This window comes from Streptomyces sp. Ag82_O1-12 (assembly GCF_900182715.1).
Taxonomy (GTDB): Bacteria; Actinomycetota; Actinomycetes; order Streptomycetales; family Streptomycetaceae; genus Streptomyces; species Streptomyces massasporeus.
On sequence record NZ_FXUW01000001.1, the window covers coordinates 2,183,559 to 2,203,066 of the forward strand.

The following is a 19,508-nucleotide window of genomic DNA, read 5'->3' on the forward strand; positions in this document are numbered from 1 at the left end:
CCTATCGGTGTGCACGACTGGCGGCGATCGCCTCGTACACCATGCCGACGAGCAGGTCGTCGGCGTCCCGGCGGCCGAACTCGGCGGCGGCGCGGGACATCTGGTACAGCCGGTGCGGGTCGGCGAGCACGGGCAGGACGTTCTGCTGGACCCACTCGGGGGTCAGCTCCGCGTCGTCGACCAGCAGTCCGCCGCCGGCCTTCACCACCGGCTGGGCGTTGAGCCGCTGTTCGCCGTTGCCGATGGGCAGCGGGACGTAGGCGGCCGGGAGCCCGACGGCGGAGAGTTCGGCGACGGTCATCGCGCCCGCGCGGCAGAGCATCATGTCGGCCGCGGCGTACGCGAGGTCCATCCGGTCCAGGTAACTTACCGGGATGTAGGGGGGCATCCCCGGCATCTGGTGGACCTGCGGCAGTTCGTTCTTCGGGCCGACCGCGTGCAGGATCTGGATCCCGGCCTGCTGGAGCCAGGGCGCGACCTGCTGGACGACCTCGTTGAGACGGCGGGCGCCCTGGGAGCCGCCGGTGACCAGCAGCGTGGGCAGGTTCGGGTCGAGCCCGAACGCGGCCCGGGCCTCGGGGCGTACGGCGGCCCGGTCGAGCGTGGCGATGGAGCGGCGCAGCGGGATGCCGATGTAGCGGGCGCCCCGCAGCTTGCTGTCGGGCGTGGAGACGGCGACCTGGCTGGCGTACCGCGAGCCGATCTTGTTGGCCAGTCCCGGGCGGGCGTTGGCCTCGTGGATGACGATCGGTACGCCCAGGCGCTTGGCCGCGAGGTAGCCGGGCAGGGCGACGTAGCCGCCGAAGCCGACCACGGCGTCCGCCTTGGTGCGCTCCAGGATCTGCTCGGTCGCCTTGATCGTGCCGCGCAGCCGGCCCGGGACGGTGATCAGCTCGGGGGTGGGCTTGCGCGGCAGCGGAACGGCGGGGATCAGCGCGAGTTCGTACCCGCGCTCGGGTACGAGACGGGTCTCGAGGCCGCGCTCCGTGCCCAGGGCCGTGATGCCCACGCTCGGGTCCTGCCTGCGCAGGGCGTCCGCGAGGGCGAGCGCGGGCTCGATGTGGCCCGCGGTTCCTCCGCCGGCGAGTACGACATGCACCGAAATTCACCGCTCTCCGGACGAGCGCGCCGCCGAGGCACGCCGTCGCATCGTGTTCCATCTCCGGGGACTCCGACCGGAACCGGTGCCCCCCGCCCCCCGCTTTCTACCAAAGCGGGGTTGCCGCATCGCAAGCGCCATCCGCGCAGCGGGGTCCTCACGCGCGAAGGCGATGAGCAGCCCGATGGCGAACATGGTCGGCAGCAGGGCGGAACCTCCGTAGGAGAACAGCGGGAGGGGGACGCCGGCGATCGGCAGCAGACCGAGCACCGCACCGATGTTGATCACGGCCTGGGCCGTGATCCAGGTGGTCACGCCTCCCGCGGCATACCTCACGAAGGGGTCCTCCGTGCGTCCGGCCACGCGGATACCCGCATAGCCTAGAGCCGCGAAGAGGGCGAGTACCGACAGCGTCCCCGCCAGGCCCAGTTCCTCACCGGTGACGGCGAAGATGAAGTCGGTGTGGGCTTCGGGGAGTTGGCCCCATTTCTCCACACTCGCACCCAGCCCGGAGCCGAAGATTCCGCCCGAGGCGAGGGCGTAGATCCCGTGCACGGCCTGCCAGCAGTCGACGGGCCCCGACTGGGGTTCGGTGGCGCCCAGGCACTGCAGCCGGGCCATGCGGTTGGGGCTGGTCTTGATGAGGATCAGGCCGAGGACGGCGGCGATCGACAGCACCCCGGCGAACAGCCGCGTGGGGGCGCCGGCCAGCCAGAGCAGGCCGAACAGGATGGCCGTGAGGATGATGGCGGTACCCATGTCGCCGCCGATCATGATCAGACCGAGCAGCATGAAGGCGGCCGGGACCAGCGGCACGAGCATGTGCTTCCACTGGTTCAGCAGCTTTCTGTCCTGCTTGCGGGCCAGCAGGTCGGCGCCCCACAGCACGAGGGCGAGCTTGCCGAACTCGCTGGGCTGGATCTGGAAGGAGCCGCCCAGGGAGATCCAGTTCTGGTTGCCGTTGACCGAGACCCCTATCCCGGGGACCTGCACCAGGATCATGAGGAAGACGGCGCCCGCGAGGATGGGATAGGCGAGCGCCCGGTGCAGCTTCACCGGCATCCGCGAGGCCGCGAGCAGCAGACCGGTGCCGATCCCCGCCGCGAGCAACTGCTTGCGGAAGAAGTACGAGCCCGGCAGCGACATCTGCAGCGCGGTGATCTGGGAGGCCGAGTAGACCATCACCAGCCCCAGCACGGTGATCAGCAGACTGCCGCCGAGGATCAGGTAGTAGGCGGTCAGCGGCCGGTCCCAGCCCTTGCGCGCGCGGGTGTAGAGGCTCAGGACGCGGTTCTCACGCGCGAGCCGTGGCGCGACGGGGCGTTTGACGGCGCGCGGGGTCGGGGGCCGTCCGGTGCGGCTGGTGGGCATCGCCGCTCACCCTGCCATGCCGGAGGGGAGCGTTGCGCGGTGAACGCCCCCAGGCCGCTCGGGCACCAGCCACATCCGTGTCACGCGTCCCTCCCAGGTACGCCCGGCACCGCCGCCGGGCGAGGCGGACCCGGGTCAGCCGTCGGCGGAGCCGAGCTCGCGAACGGCATCCGCGAAAGCGTCCCCGCGCTTGTTGTAGTTGGCGAACATGTCCATGGAGGCACAGGCCGGGGCCAGCAGCACCGTGTCGCCCGTCTGAGCGAGTCTTTGCGCCTCCTGGACCGCCGCGCGCATCGCCCCAGTGTCGGTCCGGTCGAGGTCGACCACGGGTACCTGCGGGGCGTGTCGCGCGAGGGCTTCCCGGATGAGCGCGCGGTCCGCGCCGATCAGCACGGCGCCCCGCAGCCGCTTCGCCGACTTGGCGACCAGTTCGTCGAAGGTCGCGCCCTTGGCGAGCCCGCCCGCGATCCAGACGATCGGCTCGTACGCCGCCAACGAGGCTTCCGCCGCATGTGTGTTGGTGGCCTTGGAGTCGTCGACGTAGGCGACCCCGTCCACGTCCGCCACGTGCGCGATGCGGTGGGCGTCCGGGGTGAACGCCCGCAGGCCGTCCCGTACGGCCCTGGCGGGCACGCCGTAGGCGCGGGCGAGGGCCGCCGCGGCGAGGGCGTTGGCGATGTTGTGCGGGGCCGGCGGGTCGACGTCGCCGACCTCGGCGAGTTCCTGGGCGTTCTTGTGCCGGTCCTCGACGAAGGCGCGGTCGACCAGGAGGCCTTCCACGACGCCGAGTTGGGACGGGCCGGGGGTGCCGAGGGTGAAGCCGACGGCGCGGCAGCCCTCCTCGACGTCGGCCTCGCGGACCAGGTCCTCGGTGGCCTTGTCCGCGACGTTGTAGACGCAGGCGACGCGATTGCCCTCGTAGATACGGCCCTTGTCGGCGGCGTACGCCTCCATGGAGCCGTGCCAGTCGAGGTGGTCGGGGGCGAGGTTCAGCACCGCGGCCGAGTGGGCGCGCAGGGAGGGCGCCCAGTGCAGCTGGTAGCTGGAGAGCTCCACGGCCAGGACGTCGTAGCGCTCCTCGCCGAGGACCGCGTCCAGCAGGGAGACGCCGATGTTGCCGACGGCTGCCGTGCGCAGGCCCGCCGCCTTCAGGATCGAGGCGAGCATCTGGACGGTCGTCGTCTTGCCGTTGGTGCCCGTGACGGCGAGCCAGTCGGCGGCGTCGGGACCGCGCAGGCGCCAGGCCAGTTCGACGTCGCCCCAGACCGGGACGTCCGCCTGCTCCGCCGCCGCGAACAGCGGCTTGTCCGGCTTCCAGCCGGGCGCGGTGACGATCAGCTCGGAGCCCTCGGGCAGGGTGTCGCCGTCGCCGAGGCGCACGGTGATGCCGAGCGCCTCCAGCTCGGCCGCCTGCGCCCGGGCGCGCTCGTCGGCGCCGTCGTTGACGACCGTGACGCTCGCGCCGAGGCCGTGCAGCACCTTGGCCGCCGGGACGCCGGAGACGCCGAGCCCGGCGACGGTGACGTGCTTGCCCTGGAAGTCGAAGGGCTCCGAGGAGGTCACTTGTCCGCTGCCCATCCTGCGTAGAAGAGGCCAAGTCCGACGATCACACAAATGCCCTGGATGATCCAGAAGCGGACCACCACGAGCACTTCGGACCAGCCCTTGAGTTCGAAGTGGTGCTGGAGTGGCGCCATCCGGAAGACGCGCTTGCCCGTGAGCTTGAAGGAGCCGACCTGGATGACCACCGACATGGTGATCAGGACGAACAGGCCGCCGAGGAGGGCGATCAACAGCTCGGTGCGGGAGCAGATCGCGAGGCCGGCGAGCACACCGCCGAGCGCGAGCGAACCGGTGTCACCCATGAAGATCTTGGCCGGCGAGGTGTTCCACCACAGGAAGCCGAGACAGGCGCCCATCAGCGCGGAGGCCACCACCGCGAGGTCGAGGGGGTCGCGCACCTCGAAGCAGGCGCCCGGATTGGTCAGCGTCTGCGCGTTGGCGCAGGACTCCTGGAACTGCCAGACACCGATGAAGGTGTAGGCGCCGAACACGAGCACCGAGGCGCCGGTGGCCAGACCGTCCAGACCGTCGGTCAGGTTCACGCCGTTCGACATCGCGAGGATCATGAACAGCGCCCAGACCACGAACAGCACGGGGCCGATCGTCCAGCCGAAGTCCGTGATGAACGACAGCTTCGTGGAGGCCGGGGTGTTGCCGCGATTGTCAGCGAACTGCAGCGACAGCACCGCGAAGCCGATGCCGACGATCAGCTGGCCGGCCATCTTCGCCTTGGCGCGCAGGCCGAGCGAGCGCCGCTTGACGATCTTGATGTAGTCGTCGAGGAAGCCGACCAGGCCCATGCCGACCATCAGGCCGAGCACCAGCAGGCCCGAGAACGTCGGCGCCGCGTCGACGTCCGGGTCCAGATAGCCCGTGATCACCTTGGCCAGGAAGTACGCGGCGACGGTCGCCAGGATGAAGGCGATGCCGCCCATGGTGGGCGTACCGCGCTTGCTGGCGTGCTCGCGCGGGCCGTCGTCGCGGATGTACTGGCCGTAGCCCTTGCGCGCGAGGAGCTTGATCAGCAGCGGGGTGCCGACCAGCGTGAGAAAGAGACCAATGACTCCTGCGAACAGGATCTGCTTCATCATCGGGCGGAAACCTCACCCTCGGCACCGGACTCGATGAGCGCCTGCGCCACGCTCTCGAGGCCGACCGAACGGGACGCCTTCACGAGTACGACGTCCCCCGGGCTCAACTCGCTGCGCAACAGGTCGACCGCCGCCTGTGCGTCGGACACGTGCACCGACTCCTCACCCCACGAACCCTCGTTATATGCGCCCAGTTGCAGCCAGGCGGCTTCCCTGCCGCCGACCGCCACGAGCTTGCTGACGTTGAGCCGGACGGCGAGCCGTCCGACCGCGTCGTGCTCGGCGAGAGCCTCGTCCCCGAGCTCGGCCATCTTGCCGAGCACCGCCCACGTACGGCGTCCTTTGCCCATGGCCGCCAGCGCGCGCAGCGCGGCCTTCATGGACTCGGGATTCGCGTTGTAGGCGTCGTTGACGACCGTCACGCCGTCCGGGCGCTCGGTGACCTCCATCCGCCAGCGGGAGAGGGAGCCCGCCTCGGAGAGCGCCACGGCGATCTCGTCAGCGGACATGCCCAACTCGTGGGCGACGGCGGCCGCGGCGAGCGCGTTCGACACGTGGTGCTCACCGTACAGGCGCATGGTCACATCGCTTGCACCGGAGGGTGTGTGAAGCCTGAACGAGGGCTGTCCGGTGTCCGTGAGTCGCACGTTCTCAGCTCGAACGTCCGCTTCGCCGGACTCTCCGAAAAAGATCACCTTCGCCTTCGTACGGGAGGCCATGGCCCGTACGTAGGGGTCGTCCGCGTTGAGGATCGCGGTGCCGCCGTCGGCCTCGGACGGCAGTGCCTCCACCAGCTCGCCCTTGGCCTGTGCGATCTGCTCGCGACCGCCGAACTCGCCGATGTGGGCGCTGCCGACGTTCAGGACGAGGCCGACCTTAGGGGGCGTCAGACCGGCGAGGTAGCTGATGTGCCCGATACCCCGGGCCCCCATCTCCAGGACGAGGAACCTGGTCTCCTCGGTCGCGCTGAGCGCGGTCAGCGGCAGCCCGATCTCGTTGTTGAGGGAGCCGGGCGTGAACACGGTCGGCGCCTTGCGCCGGAGCACCTGCGCGATGAGGTCCTTGGTGCTGGTCTTGCCCGCCGAGCCGGTGAGGGCGACGAGGGTGGCGCCGAGGCGCCGTACGACGTGCCGGGCGAGGGCGCCGAGGGCGGTCTGGACGTCGTCCACGACGATCGCCGGTACGCCGACGGGGCGGGTGCCGAGCACGGCCGCCGCTCCCGCCTCGACGACCGCCGCCGCGAAGTCGTGGCCGTCCACGCGTTCCCCGGCGAAGGCCACGAACAGGCTGCCCGGCCCCGCCTCGCGGGAGTCCCGGACGACCGGGCCGGTGACCTGGACGGACGGATCCGGTATGTCGTGCGTCTGCCCGCCGACGACTTCTGCGATCTCGGCGAGGGAGAGGGCGATCACAAGTTCATCCCCTGGGTCTTCTGGATTTTCATCCCTGGGTCTTCTGGATGGCTTCGCGGAGCACCTGGCGGTCGTCGAAGGGACGGACCACCCCGGCGATGTCCTGGCCCTGCTCGTGGCCCTTGCCCGCGACCAGCACGGTGTCGCCGGGCTCGGCGCGGGCGACGGCGGCGGCGATCGCGGCGGCCCGGTCCTCGAAGACCTGCACCTCGCCGCGCTCGTGCGCGGGCACGGACGCCGCGCCCTGAAGCATCGTGGCGAGGATCGCGAGGGGGTCCTCGCCACGGGGGTTGTCGGAGGTCAGTGTGGCGGTGTCGGCGAGCCGGGCCGCCGCGGCGCCCATGGGCTCGCGCTTGGTCTTGTCCCGGTCGCCGCCGCAGCCGAGGACGATGTGCAGCTTGCCCTCGGTGACCTTGCGCAGGGCGCGCAGCACGGACTCGACGGCGTCGGTCTTGTGGGCGTAGTCGACGACCGCGAGGTAGGGCTGCCCGGCGTCCACGCGCTCCAGGCGTCCCGGGACCCCGGGGACGGCGGCGACGCCGTCGGCGGCGGCCTGCGGGTCCAGGCCGGCGACGGCGAGGGCGACGATCGCGGCGAGGGTGTTGGCCACGTTGAAGGGCCCGGGCAGCGGCGATTTGGCGCTGATCCGCTCGCCCTTGGGGCCGACGACGGTGAACGTCGAGTCCAGCCGGCCGACCTCGACGTCCTCGGCGCGCCAGTCGGCGTCGGGGTGGCCCTCGGCGGAGTAGGTGACGACCGGGACGGTGGCCTCGTTCGCCAGCCGGCGCCCGTACTCGTCGTCGACGTTGACCACGCCGAGTTTGCCGCGTTTCGGCGTGAACAGCTGCGCCTTGGCCTGGAAGTAGTCCTCCATGCCCGAGTGGAACTCCATGTGTTCCGGGCTGAGGTTGGTGAAGACGCCGATGTCGAAGACGCAGCCGTCGACCCGGCCGAGGACCAGGGCGTGGCTGGAGACCTCCATGGCGACCGCGTCGACCCCGCGCTCGCGCATGACGGCGAACAGGGCCTGGAGGTCGGTGGCTTCGGGGGTGGTGCGCTCGGACTTGATGCGCTCGTCGCCGATGCGCATCTCGACCGTGCCGATCAGGCCCGTGGACCTGACCGTCTTCAGGCCGCCCTCGACGAGGTAGGCCGTGGTGGTCTTTCCGGAGGTGCCGGTGATGCCGATCTGGAGCAGGCCCCGGCCGGGGTGGCCGTAGATCGTGGCGGCCAGCTCGCCCATCTGCGCGCGCGGGTCGTCGACGACCAGGACGGGCAGCCCGGACGCGGCGGCGCGCTCGGCGCCGGTCGGGTCGGTCAGCACGGCGGCGGCGCCGAGGCCCGCGGCCTGGTTGACGAAGTCGGCACCGTGCAGCCGGGCCCCCGGCAGGGCGGCGTACAGGTCGCCGGGGCGCACGGCCCGGGAGTCGTGGGTGATGCCCGTGACCTCGGCGGCGTTCTCCGGTGTGGAAGCACCCAGCTGATCGGCGAGTTCCGCGAGGGGTGTGGCGGAGACCTGCACCGGCCTGGGCGGCCCGGGGTATGTCACGGGATGGCCCTTCTGGGTGGTATGGGACTGATCAGCGTGTGGCACGGCGGTGAGCGTACCGGGCGCACCCGCCTCCGGGCGAAGTGAGGGGCCGGAGCTGCTCTGGTTGCCGGGCTCGGGGGTGATCGTTGTCACGGAGGCGGTCCTGGTGGCTCGGTGGGGCTGAGTGCTGATCAGGGCGGTCGGCGCTGATCACTGCTGGGCTGATCACTGCTTGAAGGAGACGGGCAGCTTCGCGGCCTTGGCGCCGGTCGGGGGGACCTGGAGGGACTTCAGTGCGAACTCCATGACCTTCTTGTAGACCGGTCCGCAGATCTGACCGCCGAAGTAGCTGCCCTGGGTGGCGTTCTGGATGGCGCAGTAGACCGTGACGCGGGGCTTGTCGGCGGGGGCGAACCCGGCGAACGACGAGGTGTAGCCGTGGTACTTCCCGGTGGCCGGATCCACGCGGTTGGCGGTACCCGTCTTGCCCGCGACGCGGTAGCCGGGGATGCGCGCCTTGGTGCCGGTGCCCTCCTCGTCGTCCACGACGGACTCCAGCATGTGGGCGAGGGTCTTCGCCGTCTTCGCGTCGACGACCCGGTTCTTCGCGGGCTTCGGGGCGGGTGTGAAGCGCCCGTCGGCGCCCTTGGTGCCGCGCACGAGGGTGGGCTCGACGCGGACCCCGCCGTTGGCGATGGTCGAGTACACCGAGGCCGCCTGCATGGCGTTGATGGAGACGCCCTGGCCGAAAGGGATCGTGTACTGCTGCGAGGTGGACCACTTGTCGGGCGGGGCGAGGATGCCCTTGGTCTCGCCGGGGAAGCCGAGGCCGGTGTAGCTGCCGAGGCCGAACTCGCGCAGGTAGTCGTAGAGGACCTTGTTGGCCTGGGCCTGGGTCTTTCCGAGCTGTCCGGTGGCGAGGATGGTGCCGATGTTGCTGGACTTGGCGAGGACGCCGTTGAGCGTCAGGTACCAGGTCGGGTGGTCGATGTCGTCCTTGAACAGCCGGTCCCCGCGGTGCAGCCGGTTGGGCACGACCACGTGGGTCCCGGGGGCGGCGGCGTTCTCCTGGAGGACGGCCGCCATCGACATGACCTTGGCGGTGGAGCCGGGCTCGAAGGCGTCCTGGAGGGCGGCGTTGCCGAGGGCGGCCGGCTCGGCGTCGGACAGGTCGTTCGGGTCGAAGCCGGGCGAGTTGGCCATGGCCAGGATCTGCCCGGTGCGGGTGTCCTGGACGATGACGTAGCCGCGGTCGGCGGCGGACTCCTTCACCTGGTCGCTGATGGCGTTCTGGGCGGCCCACTGGATGTCGCGGTCGATGGTGAGCTCGACGTCGCTGCCGGGGACGGCGGGTGTCTCGGTGGAGCCCGCTGTGGGCACGAGACGGCCGCCGGACTGGGCGTAGCGGATCTTGCCGTCCTTGCCGGCGAGCTGCTTGTTCAGCTGCAGTTCGATGCCGCCGCCGGGCTTGCCCTCGGCGTTGACCCAGCCCAGTATCCCGGCGGCCAGGTCGCCGCCCGGGTACACGCGCTTGCTGGTGGCCACGGAGAAGACGCCCGAGAGGACGTTGGGCGTGGACTTGTCGGCCTCCGCCTTCTTGGCGAGCGCCGACTTGAGGTCCTTGATCTGCTTCCAGACCTGCGGGGTCTGGCGGGAGGCCAGCTTCACGTAGCGCAGGGCCTTGTTCTCCGGCCGCAGCTTCCTGACCAGGTCCTCCTGCTCCTGGCCGAGGATCGGCGCGAGGAGCGCGGCCGCCTGCTCGGGCCCGTCCCCGATCTTCAGCATGTCGGGGGCGAACATCGTGGGGTCGGCGGTGATGTCGTAGGCGTCCTCGCTGGTCGCCAGGGCCACGCCGGACCGGTCGGTGATCTCGCCCCGGTCCGCGGCCAGCACCTGCCCGACGTAGCGGTTCTGCTCGGCCTTGGCGGCGTAGGTGCTCGCGTCGACGGCCTGCACCTGGAAGAGCCGCACGACGAAGGCGGTCAGGACCAGGGTCAGCGCGAGTCCGACCAGGCGCAGGCGGGGGCGGGGGCTGCCGAGCCGCAGCGGCTTGGGCGCCGCCGGGCGGGCCTGCCCCGGCCGCCGGGCCGGACGGGCACCGGGGCCGGGACGGCGCCGGGCGTCGGGGCGGCGCCGGGCGTCGGGGCGGGCGGGCCTGGCGGGGCCGGGCACACGGCGACGTGGCGGTTCCCTGTCGGACACTTCCGTCACCTGCCGGTCGGAGTAGGGCCGTCGGTCATGGCCTCGGGGGCGAGGACCAGGGGGGTGTAGGCGGCGGGCTGCCGGACGCCGGGGGCGGGGCTGGGGACGCCCTTGACGGTGCCGTCGGGATCGAGGAACGCCGGGTCGCCGCCGGGCACCATGCCGAGCTCGCGGGCGCGGCGCTGCAGGGCGTCGGGGGCGGAGTAGGCGTCGATGTCCCGCTGGAGGGCCTGCTCCTCGTCGGTGAGGTTCTTGGTCCCGCGCTGGAGGTCGTCGAGTTTGAACGCGCCCTCGCTCAAGGCCGAGTTCAGCACCAAAAGGCAGATGAGACCGCCGCCGAGGAGGAGGACGACCAGCAGGACGAAAGGTGTGCGGGCCGCCTGCCCGGGGCCGGTCGGGAGGAGCCGCGCGAGTCGGGCGGCCCTCCCCTTCAGTTCGGGTTTGCCGCTCACGCCCGCTCCCTCGGTCCGGCCTGCTCACGCCTCACTCGACGTCCTCCCTGATGCGCTGGGCGCCGCGCAGCCGCGCCGGTGCCGCCCGCCGGTTCTCGGCGATCTCCTCTTCGGTGGGGAGTTCGGCACCGCGCGTGAGGAGCTTGAGCCGCGGCTGGTAGCGCTCGGGGACGACGGGCAGCCCGGGGGGCGCGGTGGTGGCGGCGCCCGCCGCGAAGACCTGCTTGACCAGCCGGTCCTCCAGCGAGTGGTACGACAGCACGGCGATCCGTCCGCCCACGTCGAGTGCCTTCACCGCGGCGGGGATCGCCCGCTCCAGGACCGACAGCTCGCCGTTGACCTCGATGCGCAGGGCCTGGAAGGTGCGCTTGGCCGGGTTGCCGCCGGTGCGCTTGGCGGCCTGCGGGAGCGCGTCCCGGATCAGTTCGACGAGCCGCGCGCTGTTGCTGAACGGCTCCTTCTCCCGCTCCCGCACGATCGCGCTCACGATCCGCTTGGCCTGCTTCTCCTCGCCGTAGGCCCGCAGGATGCGCACGAGTTCGCCCGGCGGGTAGGTGTTGAGGACCTCGGCGGCGCTGACGCCGGTCGTCTGGTCCATGCGCATGTCGAGCGGGGCGTCCTGGGCGTAGGCGAAGCCGCGGTCGGCCTCGTCGAGCTGCATGGAGGAGACGCCCAGATCGAACAGGACGCCCTGCACGCGCGCGATGCCGAGCCGGTGCAGCACCTCGGGGAGCTCGTCGTAGACGGCGTGCACGAGGGTGGCGCGCTCGCCGTGGGGCGCGAGGCGCTCGCCGGACAGGCGCAGGGCCTCCTTGTCACGGTCGAGGGCGACGAGCCGGGCGTCGGGGAACCTCGCGAGGAGCGCCTCGCTGTGGCCGCCGAGGCCGAGGGTGCAGTCGACGACCACGGCGTCCGGGCCCTCCAGGGCGGGTGCCAGCAGATCCAGGCACCGCTGGAGCATCACCGGGACGTGTCGACTCTCTCCCTCCCGTCGCCCGCCACCCTCATTCGAATGCGCTTCGCGCCCCATCGATCCCGGGCCCTCTCAGATCCGGCGCGGCCATGCGCACCGCCGGGTCCCCGCCCGCTCGTGGACATGAGACCTGCCGGCGCCGGAAGCGTCAGCCGACCGGGAGCGGGAGGAGGCCGAGCCGTACGTACGCGCCGCGCACGCGGGGAGATCACCGGTCGTCGCCCGGGTCTCCGAAGAACATCAGTCCAGCGGGGAGAGTCTCGCCTCCCGCTTCGCGTCACTTTAGTCCACCCTGTCGCCCGGTCAATCAACCGGCCTGCGCGTCGCCGCCGTTCGCACGGAGACCGGGACATCGCCCTTGTGGATTACCTCACACGCCTCCCCCGGCGGCATTCTTTGTTCACTTCCACAGGAGGCCTGGACGGGGTGTGACCAGTAACGTCATGCCTATGACGACTTCTGCATCGATTCCCACAGGTTCGGAGAGCGCCATAACGGCCGGCGACACGGTCACCGACCGTCTCGTGGCGGCGAACGCCCGGTACGCCGAGGCCTTCACCGACCCGGGGATGGACGCCCGGCCCGTGCTGCAGGTCGCCGTCGTGGCCTGCATGGACGCCCGTCTCGACCTGCACGCGGCGCTCGGGCTCGAGCTCGGCGACTGCCACACGATCCGCAACGCGGGCGGCGTCGTCACCGACGACGTGATCCGCTCCCTCACCATCAGCCAGCGCAAGCTGGGCACCCGCAGCGTGGTGCTCATTCACCACACCGGCTGCGGTCTGGAGAACCTCACCGAGGACTTCCGCAACGAGCTGGAGGCCGAGGTCGGCCAGCGTCCGGCGTGGGCCGTGGAGTCCTTCCGGGACGTCGACCAGGACGTGCGTCAGTCGATGCAGCGGGTGCGCACCTCGCCGTTCGTGCCGCACACCGACGACGTGCGCGGATTCGTGTTCGACGTGCTCACCGGCCTGCTGCGGGAAGTCGACCCGGCCTCCTGATCCCGGCCCGCCGGCCAGTGCGCCGCGGGCCGCCCGCCCCGGAAGGCCATCTGCTGTAGCTGTCGAAATCCTGTCAGTCACGCGTTCGAATGGCTGCAAGACCGACATATCGCGGCCAGTTGTCCACAGTCGAGTGACACGAAACGGTAACGGCAGCAAGAATGCGGGAGTGGCGTCGCGCGGAACTTTTCACGCGTGGTGTCCGTGGTTCGGGGTGGGCCGGCCTGCGTCATGCGGCGCCGGCCCGGGAAAATGGGGTGTCCCGTGCTCCTTGGGGGCACGGGAAAGGCCGAGGAGGGCCGGGTGACGACCTATGACGATCGAGCGAGCCTCACTGATCTGACCGCCGTGGTGGAACGCGTGCGGGAGTCGGTGGAAGGCGTGATCGAGGGCAAGCCCGAGGTCGTACGGCTCTCGCTGACCGTGCTGCTCGCCGAGGGACATCTGCTGATCGAGGACGTCCCCGGCGTCGGCAAGACGATGCTGGCCAAGGCGCTGGCGCGGTCCATCGACTGCTCGGTGCGGCGGATCCAGTTCACGCCGGACCTGCTGCCGTCGGACATCACCGGTGTGTCCATCTGGGACCAGCAGCGCCGCGACTTCGAGTTCAAGCCGGGTGCGATCTTCGCGCAGGTGGTGATCGGCGACGAGATCAACCGCGCCTCGCCCAAGACGCAGTCCGCGCTCCTGGAGTCCATGGAGGAGCGCCAGGTCACCATCGACGGCAAGACCTACGAACTGCCCAGCCCCTTCATGGTGGTGGCGACGCAGAACCCGGTCGAGATGGAGGGCACCTACCCGCTGCCGGAGGCCCAGCGCGACCGCTTCATGGCCCGGGTGTCGGTCGGCTACCCGAGCGCGGACGCCGAGCTGCAGATGCTGGACGTGCACGGCGGCATCTCGCCGCTGGAGGACCTCCAGCCCGTGGCCCACGCCCACGAGATCCTCAAGCTCGTCGAGGCGGTGCGCGGTGTGCACGTCGCCGAGCCGGTCCGGCGCTACGTGGTCGACCTGGTCGGCGCGACGCGCACGCACCCCGACCTGAGACTCGGCGCCTCTCCGCGCGCGACGCTGCACCTGCTGCGCGCGGCGAAGGCGTCCGCGGCCCTGAGCGGCCGGGAGTACGCGCTGCCGGACGACGTGCAGGCCCTCGCCGTCGCCGTCCTGGCCCACCGGCTGCTGCCCACCGCCCAGGCCCAGCTCAACCGGCGCACCGCCGAGCAGGTCGTCGAGGAGATCCTGCAGCGCACCCCGGTGCCGGCGGCGCAGCAGCAGAGCGGCTTCGGCGGCCTGAGCCGTACGGCGCCCACGTATCCCCAGCAGCCGCCGCGGAGGCTGTGATGACCACCGCGGGGGCGGGGCAGTCGGAGGCCGACCGGGGCGAGAAGGGCGGCATCCGCACCGCTCTGGCCGGTCTGACCACCCGCGGACGCTCCTTCCTGGCCGCCGGCGTCGCGGCCGCGATCTGCAGTTACGTGCTCGGCCAGAGCGACCTGCTGCGCGTGGGTCTGCTGCTGGCGGTGCTGCCGCTGGTGTGCGCCGGGGTGCTGTACCGCACGCGCTACCGGGTCGCGGGCAGCCGCCGGCTCTCCCCCGCGCGCGTGCCCGCCGGCAGCGAGGCCCGGGTCCACCTGCGGATGGACAACGTCTCGCGGCTGCCCACGGGCCTGCTGATGCTCCAGGACCGAGTGCCGTACGTGCTCGGCCCCCGGCCGCGTTTCGTGCTCGACCGGGTGGAGGCGGGCGGCCGGCGCGAGGTGTCCTACCGGGTGCGGTCCGACCTGCGCGGCCGCTACCCGCTGGGGCCGCTCCAACTGCGCCTGACCGACCCGTTCGGCATGTGCGAGCTGACCCGCTCCTTCTCGACGTACGACACCCTCACCGTCATCCCGCGCGTGGAGCCGCTGGCGCCGGTGCGCCTGAGCGGTGAGGCGAAAGGGTACGGCGACGGACGGCAGCGTGCGCTCGCCCTGGCCGGCGAGGACGACGTCATCCCGCGCGGCTACCGCTACGGCGACGACCTGCGCCGCGTGCACTGGCGCTCCACCGCCCGCTACGGCGAGCTGATGGTGCGCCGCGAGGAGCAGCCGCAGCGCGCCCGCTGCACGGTGCTGCTGGACACCCGCGGCATCGCCTACGAGGGCGCGGGACCGGACTCGGCCTTCGAGTGGGCCGTGTCGGGCGCCGCGTCCGTGCTGGTGCACATGCTCGAACGGGGCTACTCGGTACGACTGCTGACGGACTCCGGCAACGCGGTGCCCGGCGAGGGCGGGGACGGCTTCGCCGGCGCGAGCCAGGAGTCGGCGGACGCGGCCGGACTGATGATGGACACCCTCGCGGTGATCGACCACTCCGACGGCGCGGGCCTGTCCCGGGCCTACGACGTGCTGCGCGGCGGGAACGAGGGGCTGCTGGTGGCCTTCCTCGGCGACCTGGACGAGGACCAGGCGGCCGTGCTGGGCCGGATGCGGCAACGCAGCCCGGGCGCGGTCGCCTTCGTGCTGGACAGTGACACCTGGGTGCGGGAACCGAGCGATGTGCCCGGCCCGTTGGACGGGAGCGGAGACCGGTTGCGCATGCTGCGCGAGGCGGGGTGGACGGCCCTGCGCGTGCCGCGGGGCGCCTCCATGGACGAGCTGTGGCGGCAGGCCGACCGGGAGCGCAGGGGCGTGGCCGCCGCGAGCGGCGGGGAGGGACCGTGATGAGCGGGCGCGTACGACTGACGCTGGGCGCCTGGGCGGCCACGCTGATGGCCGCGTGCGCCCTGCTGCCCCTCGTCAAGCCGGCCACGTGGATCGTGCAGGCGGCCTTCCTGCTGGCTCTTCAGTCGGGCGCGGGGGTGGCTGCCCGCAGGGTGCCGCTGGCCCGGCCGCTGACGGTGGCGGCGCAGGCCGTGGTCACCGTCGCGCTGCTGACCTTCGTCTTCGCCCGCGAGCAGGCCCTGGCCGGACTGGTGCCGGGGCCACAGGCCATCGACCGCTTCGCGCTGCTGCTCCAGCAGGGCGGGGACGACATCGCGCGGTACGCGATCCCGGCGCCTCTGGAGTCCGACGGCATCCGGCTGATGCTCGTCGGCGGGGTCCTGATCATCGGACTGCTGGTGGACACCCTCGCGGTGACCTTCCGCAGCGCCGCTCCGGCCGGGCTGCCCCTGCTCGCGCTGTACTCGGTGGCCGCGGGGCTGTCCGACGGGGGCATGGACTGGCTGTGGTTCCTGGTGGCGGCGGCCGGCTATCTGATGCTGCTCCTGGCCGAGGGGCGGGACCGGCTCTCGCAGTGGGGCCGGGTCTTCGGCGGCGCACCGCGCACGGGCGCCGGGGAGCCGAGCGGGGCGGTCGCCCCGATCCGCACCGGCCGGCGCATCGGCGTGGTCGCGCTGGGCATCGCCCTGGTGGTGCCGCTCGGTCTGCCCGCGATGAACGGCGGCCTGCTGGACTCCGTGGGGGCGGGCGCGGGCGGTGGCCCGGGCGGCGGGGGCACGATCTCCGCCGTGAACCCGCTGGTGTCGCTGCGGGACAGTCTGAACGCGGACGACGACCAGCAGGTCCTGTCCGTGCGGACCAAGATGGAAGACGTCTCGGAGCTGTATCTGCGGATCGTGTCCCTGGACGACTTCGACGGCACCACGTGGAAGCCGTCCCGGCGGTCCATCACGGCCGTCCCCGACGGCACCTTCCCGGACCCGGTCGGCCTCAGCCCGGACGTCAAGCGCACGGAGATCGACACCACGATCTCGGCGGCCGACTGGTACGCCCAGGACTGGCTGCCCATGCCGTACCCGCCGAGCGGCGTGCGCATCAGCGGCAACTGGCGGTACGAGCCGCAGGGCATGACCCTGGTCGGCGACCACGGGCAGAACACGCGAGGCCTGACGTACCAGGTCAAGAGCCTGGACGTGCGTCCGACGGCGGAGCAGCTCGCCTCGGCGGGACCGCCGCCCGCGGACATCGAACGCGACTTCACCGAGCTGCCCGACTCGCTGCCGTCGGTGGTGGGCCGTACAGCCCGCAAGGTCACCGCGGGCGCCGCCGACCCGTACGACCAGGCGGTCAAGCTGCAGGACTTCTTCGCTGTGACCGGCGGCTTCGAGTACGACACGCAGGTGCAGGTCGGCACCGGCTCGCAGGCGATCGCCCGCTTCCTGAAGGACAAGCAGGGCTTCTGCGTGCACTTCTCCTTCGCGATGGCGGCGATGGCCCGCTCCCTGGGCATACCGGCCCGGGTCGCGGTGGGCTTCGCGCCCGGTTCCCCGCAGGCGGACGGCTCGGTGTCGGTGGGGCTGCGGGACGCGCACGCCTGGCCCGAGCTGTACTTCGAGGGCGTGGGCTGGACCCGTTTCGAGCCCACTCCGAACCGCGGCTCGATCCCGTCGTACACCCTGCCCGACAACCCCGACAGCTCGGCGCCCGACCAGGCGCGTCCGTCCCAGTCGGCGTCCACCGCGCCCTCGGCGGCGCCTTCGGCGAGCGAGACCTGCACGCCGGAGCAGAAGAAGCTGGACGGCGGCTGCGCGAGCGAGTCGCCGCAGGCGGCGCTGCCCACGGACGACGACGGTCCGAAGTGGTACGCGTTCCTGGCGTGGGCTCTCGCCGGTCTCGCCGTCCTGGCGCTCCCCCTGGCACCGATGCTGTGGCGGCTGCGGACGCGCACGGCTCGGCTCGGGGCGCACGGCCGCGGTGAGGCGGACGCGGCCCCGCACACGCTGGCCGTCTGGCAGGAGCTGACCGACACGGCGTGGGACTACGGGATCCCGCCGGACGAGTCGCAGACCCCGCGCAAGGCGGCCGCCCGTATCGTCCGCCTCGGCGACCTGGACGCGACGGCCGCGGCCTCGGTGCACCGGGTGGCGAACGCGGTGGAGCAGGTCCTGTACGCACCGCACCCCCGCCCGGTGGCGGGCCTCGCGGACGACGTCCGCCGTGCGAGGGCGGGCCTCGGCGCGGCGGCCGGCCGCGTGGCGAGGCTCCGCGCGCTGCTGGCCCCCCGCTCCACCGTGCGTGTGGTGTGGTCGGCGTCGGCCTGGTGGACGAGGGTCCGGGAACGCGCGCTGGCGCTGCGGCCGACGTGGCGGAAGGCGTCGGGGCAGCAGGGCTGAGGGGCAGGGACACACGCGGCTGAGGCCGGCCGGTGGTGCGCATGCACCGGCCGGCCTTGCTGTGTCCGTGCCCGGCGGGAGCTGCCCGCGGCCTGTCCACGCATACGTCGGGCCTCGGCCTGCATACGCATACGCATACGTCAGGGGGTGACCACCGGATCGGTGGTCACCCCCTGACGTACGTGTTTCACGTAGCCCTGGAGAGGCTGCGCGGAGGGCTAATGGCCGCCCTGCTCGTCGCGGCGCTTCTGCCAGCGCTGTTCGATGCGGTCCATTACCGAGCGGCGCTGCCGATCCTGTCGGCGAGCCTGGGGCCCCGCGGCACCGCCGGCCTGTTCGCCCGGCTTGGGGGCCTTGCGCCAGCCGGTCACGGCGAGCACCGCACAGCCCAGCATGACGAGGAAGCCCACGACGCTGAGCCAGACCTGCTTGGCGACCATTCCAGCCATGAGGAGCGCGATACCTACGAGGAAGCCCGCGACCGCCTGGTAGACCCGTCGCCGGGTGTACGTGCGCAGCCCGCTTCCCTCAAGCGCTGTCGCGAACTTGGGATCTTCGGCGTACAGCGCTCGCTCCATCTGCTCGAGCATGCGCTGCTCGTGCTCCGAGAGCGGCACGGAGTCCTCCTCATCGTGCAGTCGCCGGGGCGACCCGGGGGGTCCCTTCAGGATAGGCAGGGAATCGCCCCCGTGAAACCCGCCCCTCTGCGCCAATTGACCAACCGAAACCCGCCATGGCCGGTCCCGGCTCGCTGAGGCTTCCATTCCCCGGCGGCCGACCCGTCATGCCGGAACGGTCTCCCTCGATCATACGGCGCGCCGCCCCCGTTCGGGGGGCCTGTGGCGTACTCCATGCGCAGCCAAGGCGCTGATCAGCGGCGGTACCTCACGAAGCGGCTCAGGCCTCGGCAGCCCCATGGGCCTCGCCGGCCCCACTCGTCCCAGCGGCCCCACCGGTCTCACCCAGCACATGCAGCTGCGTGGCCACCGAGTGGAAGGCGGGGAGCTCGGCCGCGGCCTCCTCCAGCTTCAGCAGCGCTTCCAGGGCTCCGGGCTCGGTGTCCACGAGGACGCCGGGCACGAGGTCGGCGAAGACCCGCACGCCGTGCACGGCACCGACGCGCAGGCCCGCGCCCTCGACCAGTCCGGTGAGCTGCTCGGCGGTGAAGCGGCGCGGCACGGGGTCACCCGTGCCCCATCGTCCGTTCGGGTCGTCGAGCGCCTGCCGGGCCTCCTTGAAGTGCCCGGCGAGGGCGCGGGCCAGCACGGCACCGCCGAGGCCGGCGGCGAGCAGGCTGAGGACACCCTCCGCGCGCAGGGCCGCCACCGCGTTGCGGACGCCTTCCGCCGGGTCGTCCACGTACTCCAGGACGCCGTGGCACAGCACCACGTCGTAGCCACCGCGCTCGGCCACGTCGAAGAGGCCGTGGGCATCGCCCTGGACGCCCTTGACCCGGTCGGCGACGCCGGCCTCGGCGGCGCGGCGCTCCAGGGCGAACAGCGCGTTGGGGCTGGGGTCGACGACGGTGACCCGGTGGCCGAGGCGGGCGACGGGCACCGCGAAGTTGCCGCTGCCGCCTCCGGTGTCGAGGACGTCCAGCGACTCCCGACCCGTGGCCTTGACCCGGCGGTCCAGGGCGTCCTGGAGGACCTCCCAGACCACGGCGGTACGGAGTGAGGCGCGGGGGCGCATCGGGTCCGACACGGCAGTTGACTCCT

Annotated in this window: 15 protein-coding genes; 4 read left to right on the forward strand and 11 right to left on the reverse strand. The window is 72.0% G+C overall.

The window, feature by feature from the left end; translation table 11 throughout:
- Position 1 precedes the first annotated feature (1 nt).
- From murG to rsmH, 9 genes are all read right to left on the reverse strand, one after another.
- Complete coding sequence (gene murG, locus QOL88_RS10105) at positions 2 to 1,099, reverse strand: undecaprenyldiphospho-muramoylpentapeptide beta-N-acetylglucosaminyltransferase (RefSeq protein WP_030848223.1); 1,098 nt, start codon at positions 1,097 to 1,099, stop codon at positions 2 to 4.
- A gap of 6 nt (positions 1,100 to 1,105) precedes the next feature.
- Positions 1,106 to 2,470 (reverse strand): putative lipid II flippase FtsW, encoded by a 1,365-nt coding sequence (gene ftsW, locus QOL88_RS10110; RefSeq protein ID WP_097216110.1) that lies wholly within the window; start codon positions 2,468 to 2,470, stop codon positions 1,106 to 1,108.
- Positions 2,471 to 2,605: 135 nt separating this feature from the next.
- The gene (gene murD, locus QOL88_RS10115; RefSeq protein ID WP_179878819.1) at positions 2,606 to 4,048 is read right to left on the reverse strand and encodes a UDP-N-acetylmuramoyl-L-alanine--D-glutamate ligase; all 1,443 of its coding nucleotides are present in this window, start codon (positions 4,046 to 4,048) and stop codon (positions 2,606 to 2,608) included.
- Complete coding sequence (mraY, locus tag QOL88_RS10120; protein ID WP_030848214.1) at positions 4,030 to 5,121, reverse strand: phospho-N-acetylmuramoyl-pentapeptide-transferase; 1,092 nt, start codon at positions 5,119 to 5,121, stop codon at positions 4,030 to 4,032. The genes murD and mraY overlap by 19 nt, the downstream gene beginning before the upstream one ends.
- The gene (locus QOL88_RS10125) at positions 5,121 to 6,536 is read right to left on the reverse strand and encodes a UDP-N-acetylmuramoyl-tripeptide--D-alanyl-D-alanine ligase (protein ID WP_097216112.1); all 1,416 of its coding nucleotides are present in this window, start codon (positions 6,534 to 6,536) and stop codon (positions 5,121 to 5,123) included. The genes mraY and QOL88_RS10125 overlap by 1 nt, the downstream gene beginning before the upstream one ends.
- 28 nt (positions 6,537 to 6,564) lie before the next feature.
- The gene (locus QOL88_RS10130; protein ID WP_097216113.1) at positions 6,565 to 8,085 is read right to left on the reverse strand and encodes a UDP-N-acetylmuramoyl-L-alanyl-D-glutamate--2,6-diaminopimelate ligase; all 1,521 of its coding nucleotides are present in this window, start codon (positions 8,083 to 8,085) and stop codon (positions 6,565 to 6,567) included.
- Between the two features lie 207 nt (positions 8,086 to 8,292).
- Positions 8,293 to 10,269 (reverse strand): peptidoglycan D,D-transpeptidase FtsI family protein, encoded by a 1,977-nt coding sequence (locus QOL88_RS10135; protein ID WP_283445885.1) that lies wholly within the window; start codon positions 10,267 to 10,269, stop codon positions 8,293 to 8,295.
- Between the two features lie 5 nt (positions 10,270 to 10,274).
- Entirely contained in the window at positions 10,275 to 10,721 is a 447-nt protein-coding gene (ftsL, locus tag QOL88_RS10140) for a cell division protein FtsL (RefSeq protein WP_097216115.1), read from the reverse strand.
- Between the two features lie 31 nt (positions 10,722 to 10,752).
- Positions 10,753 to 11,751: a 16S rRNA (cytosine(1402)-N(4))-methyltransferase RsmH gene (gene rsmH / locus QOL88_RS10145; RefSeq protein WP_179878820.1), complete on the reverse strand. Its 999-nt coding sequence runs from the start codon at positions 11,749 to 11,751 to the stop codon at positions 10,753 to 10,755.
- A 392-nt stretch (positions 11,752 to 12,143) separates the two neighbouring features.
- Between rsmH and QOL88_RS10150 the strand changes: the two genes are divergently transcribed.
- The 4 genes from QOL88_RS10150 (at position 12,144) to QOL88_RS10165 (ending at position 17,790) form a co-directional block, all read left to right on the forward strand.
- Complete coding sequence (locus tag QOL88_RS10150) at positions 12,144 to 12,695, forward strand: beta-class carbonic anhydrase (RefSeq protein ID WP_097216117.1); 552 nt, start codon at positions 12,144 to 12,146, stop codon at positions 12,693 to 12,695.
- Positions 12,696 to 12,998: 303 nt separating this feature from the next.
- Positions 12,999 to 14,036 carry an AAA family ATPase gene (locus tag QOL88_RS10155; RefSeq protein WP_097216118.1) on the forward strand — a complete coding sequence of 346 codons (1,038 nt, stop codon included), beginning with the start codon at positions 12,999 to 13,001 and terminating at the stop codon, positions 14,034 to 14,036.
- Positions 14,036 to 15,397: a DUF58 domain-containing protein gene (locus QOL88_RS10160; RefSeq protein ID WP_097216119.1), complete on the forward strand. Its 1,362-nt coding sequence runs from the start codon at positions 14,036 to 14,038 to the stop codon at positions 15,395 to 15,397. The genes QOL88_RS10155 and QOL88_RS10160 overlap by 1 nt, the downstream gene beginning before the upstream one ends.
- Complete coding sequence (locus QOL88_RS10165; protein ID WP_179878821.1) at positions 15,397 to 17,790, forward strand: transglutaminase TgpA family protein; 2,394 nt, start codon at positions 15,397 to 15,399, stop codon at positions 17,788 to 17,790. Before QOL88_RS10160 ends, QOL88_RS10165 begins: the two co-directional genes overlap by 1 nt.
- Before the next feature lie 218 nt (positions 17,791 to 18,008).
- Here the strand turns inward: QOL88_RS10165 and QOL88_RS10170 are convergent, their stop codons facing one another.
- Together QOL88_RS10170 and QOL88_RS10175 are read right to left on the reverse strand one after the other, a co-directional pair.
- Positions 18,009 to 18,407, reverse strand: a complete 399-nt coding sequence (locus tag QOL88_RS10170; RefSeq protein WP_097216120.1) for an SCO2097 family morphological protein — start codon at positions 18,405 to 18,407, stop codon at positions 18,009 to 18,011.
- 280 nt (positions 18,408 to 18,687) lie between these two features.
- A complete protein-coding gene (locus QOL88_RS10175; protein ID WP_097216121.1) occupies positions 18,688 to 19,494 on the reverse strand; it encodes a methyltransferase in 807 nt (268 codons plus the stop codon).
- Positions 19,495 to 19,508 lie beyond the last annotated feature (14 nt).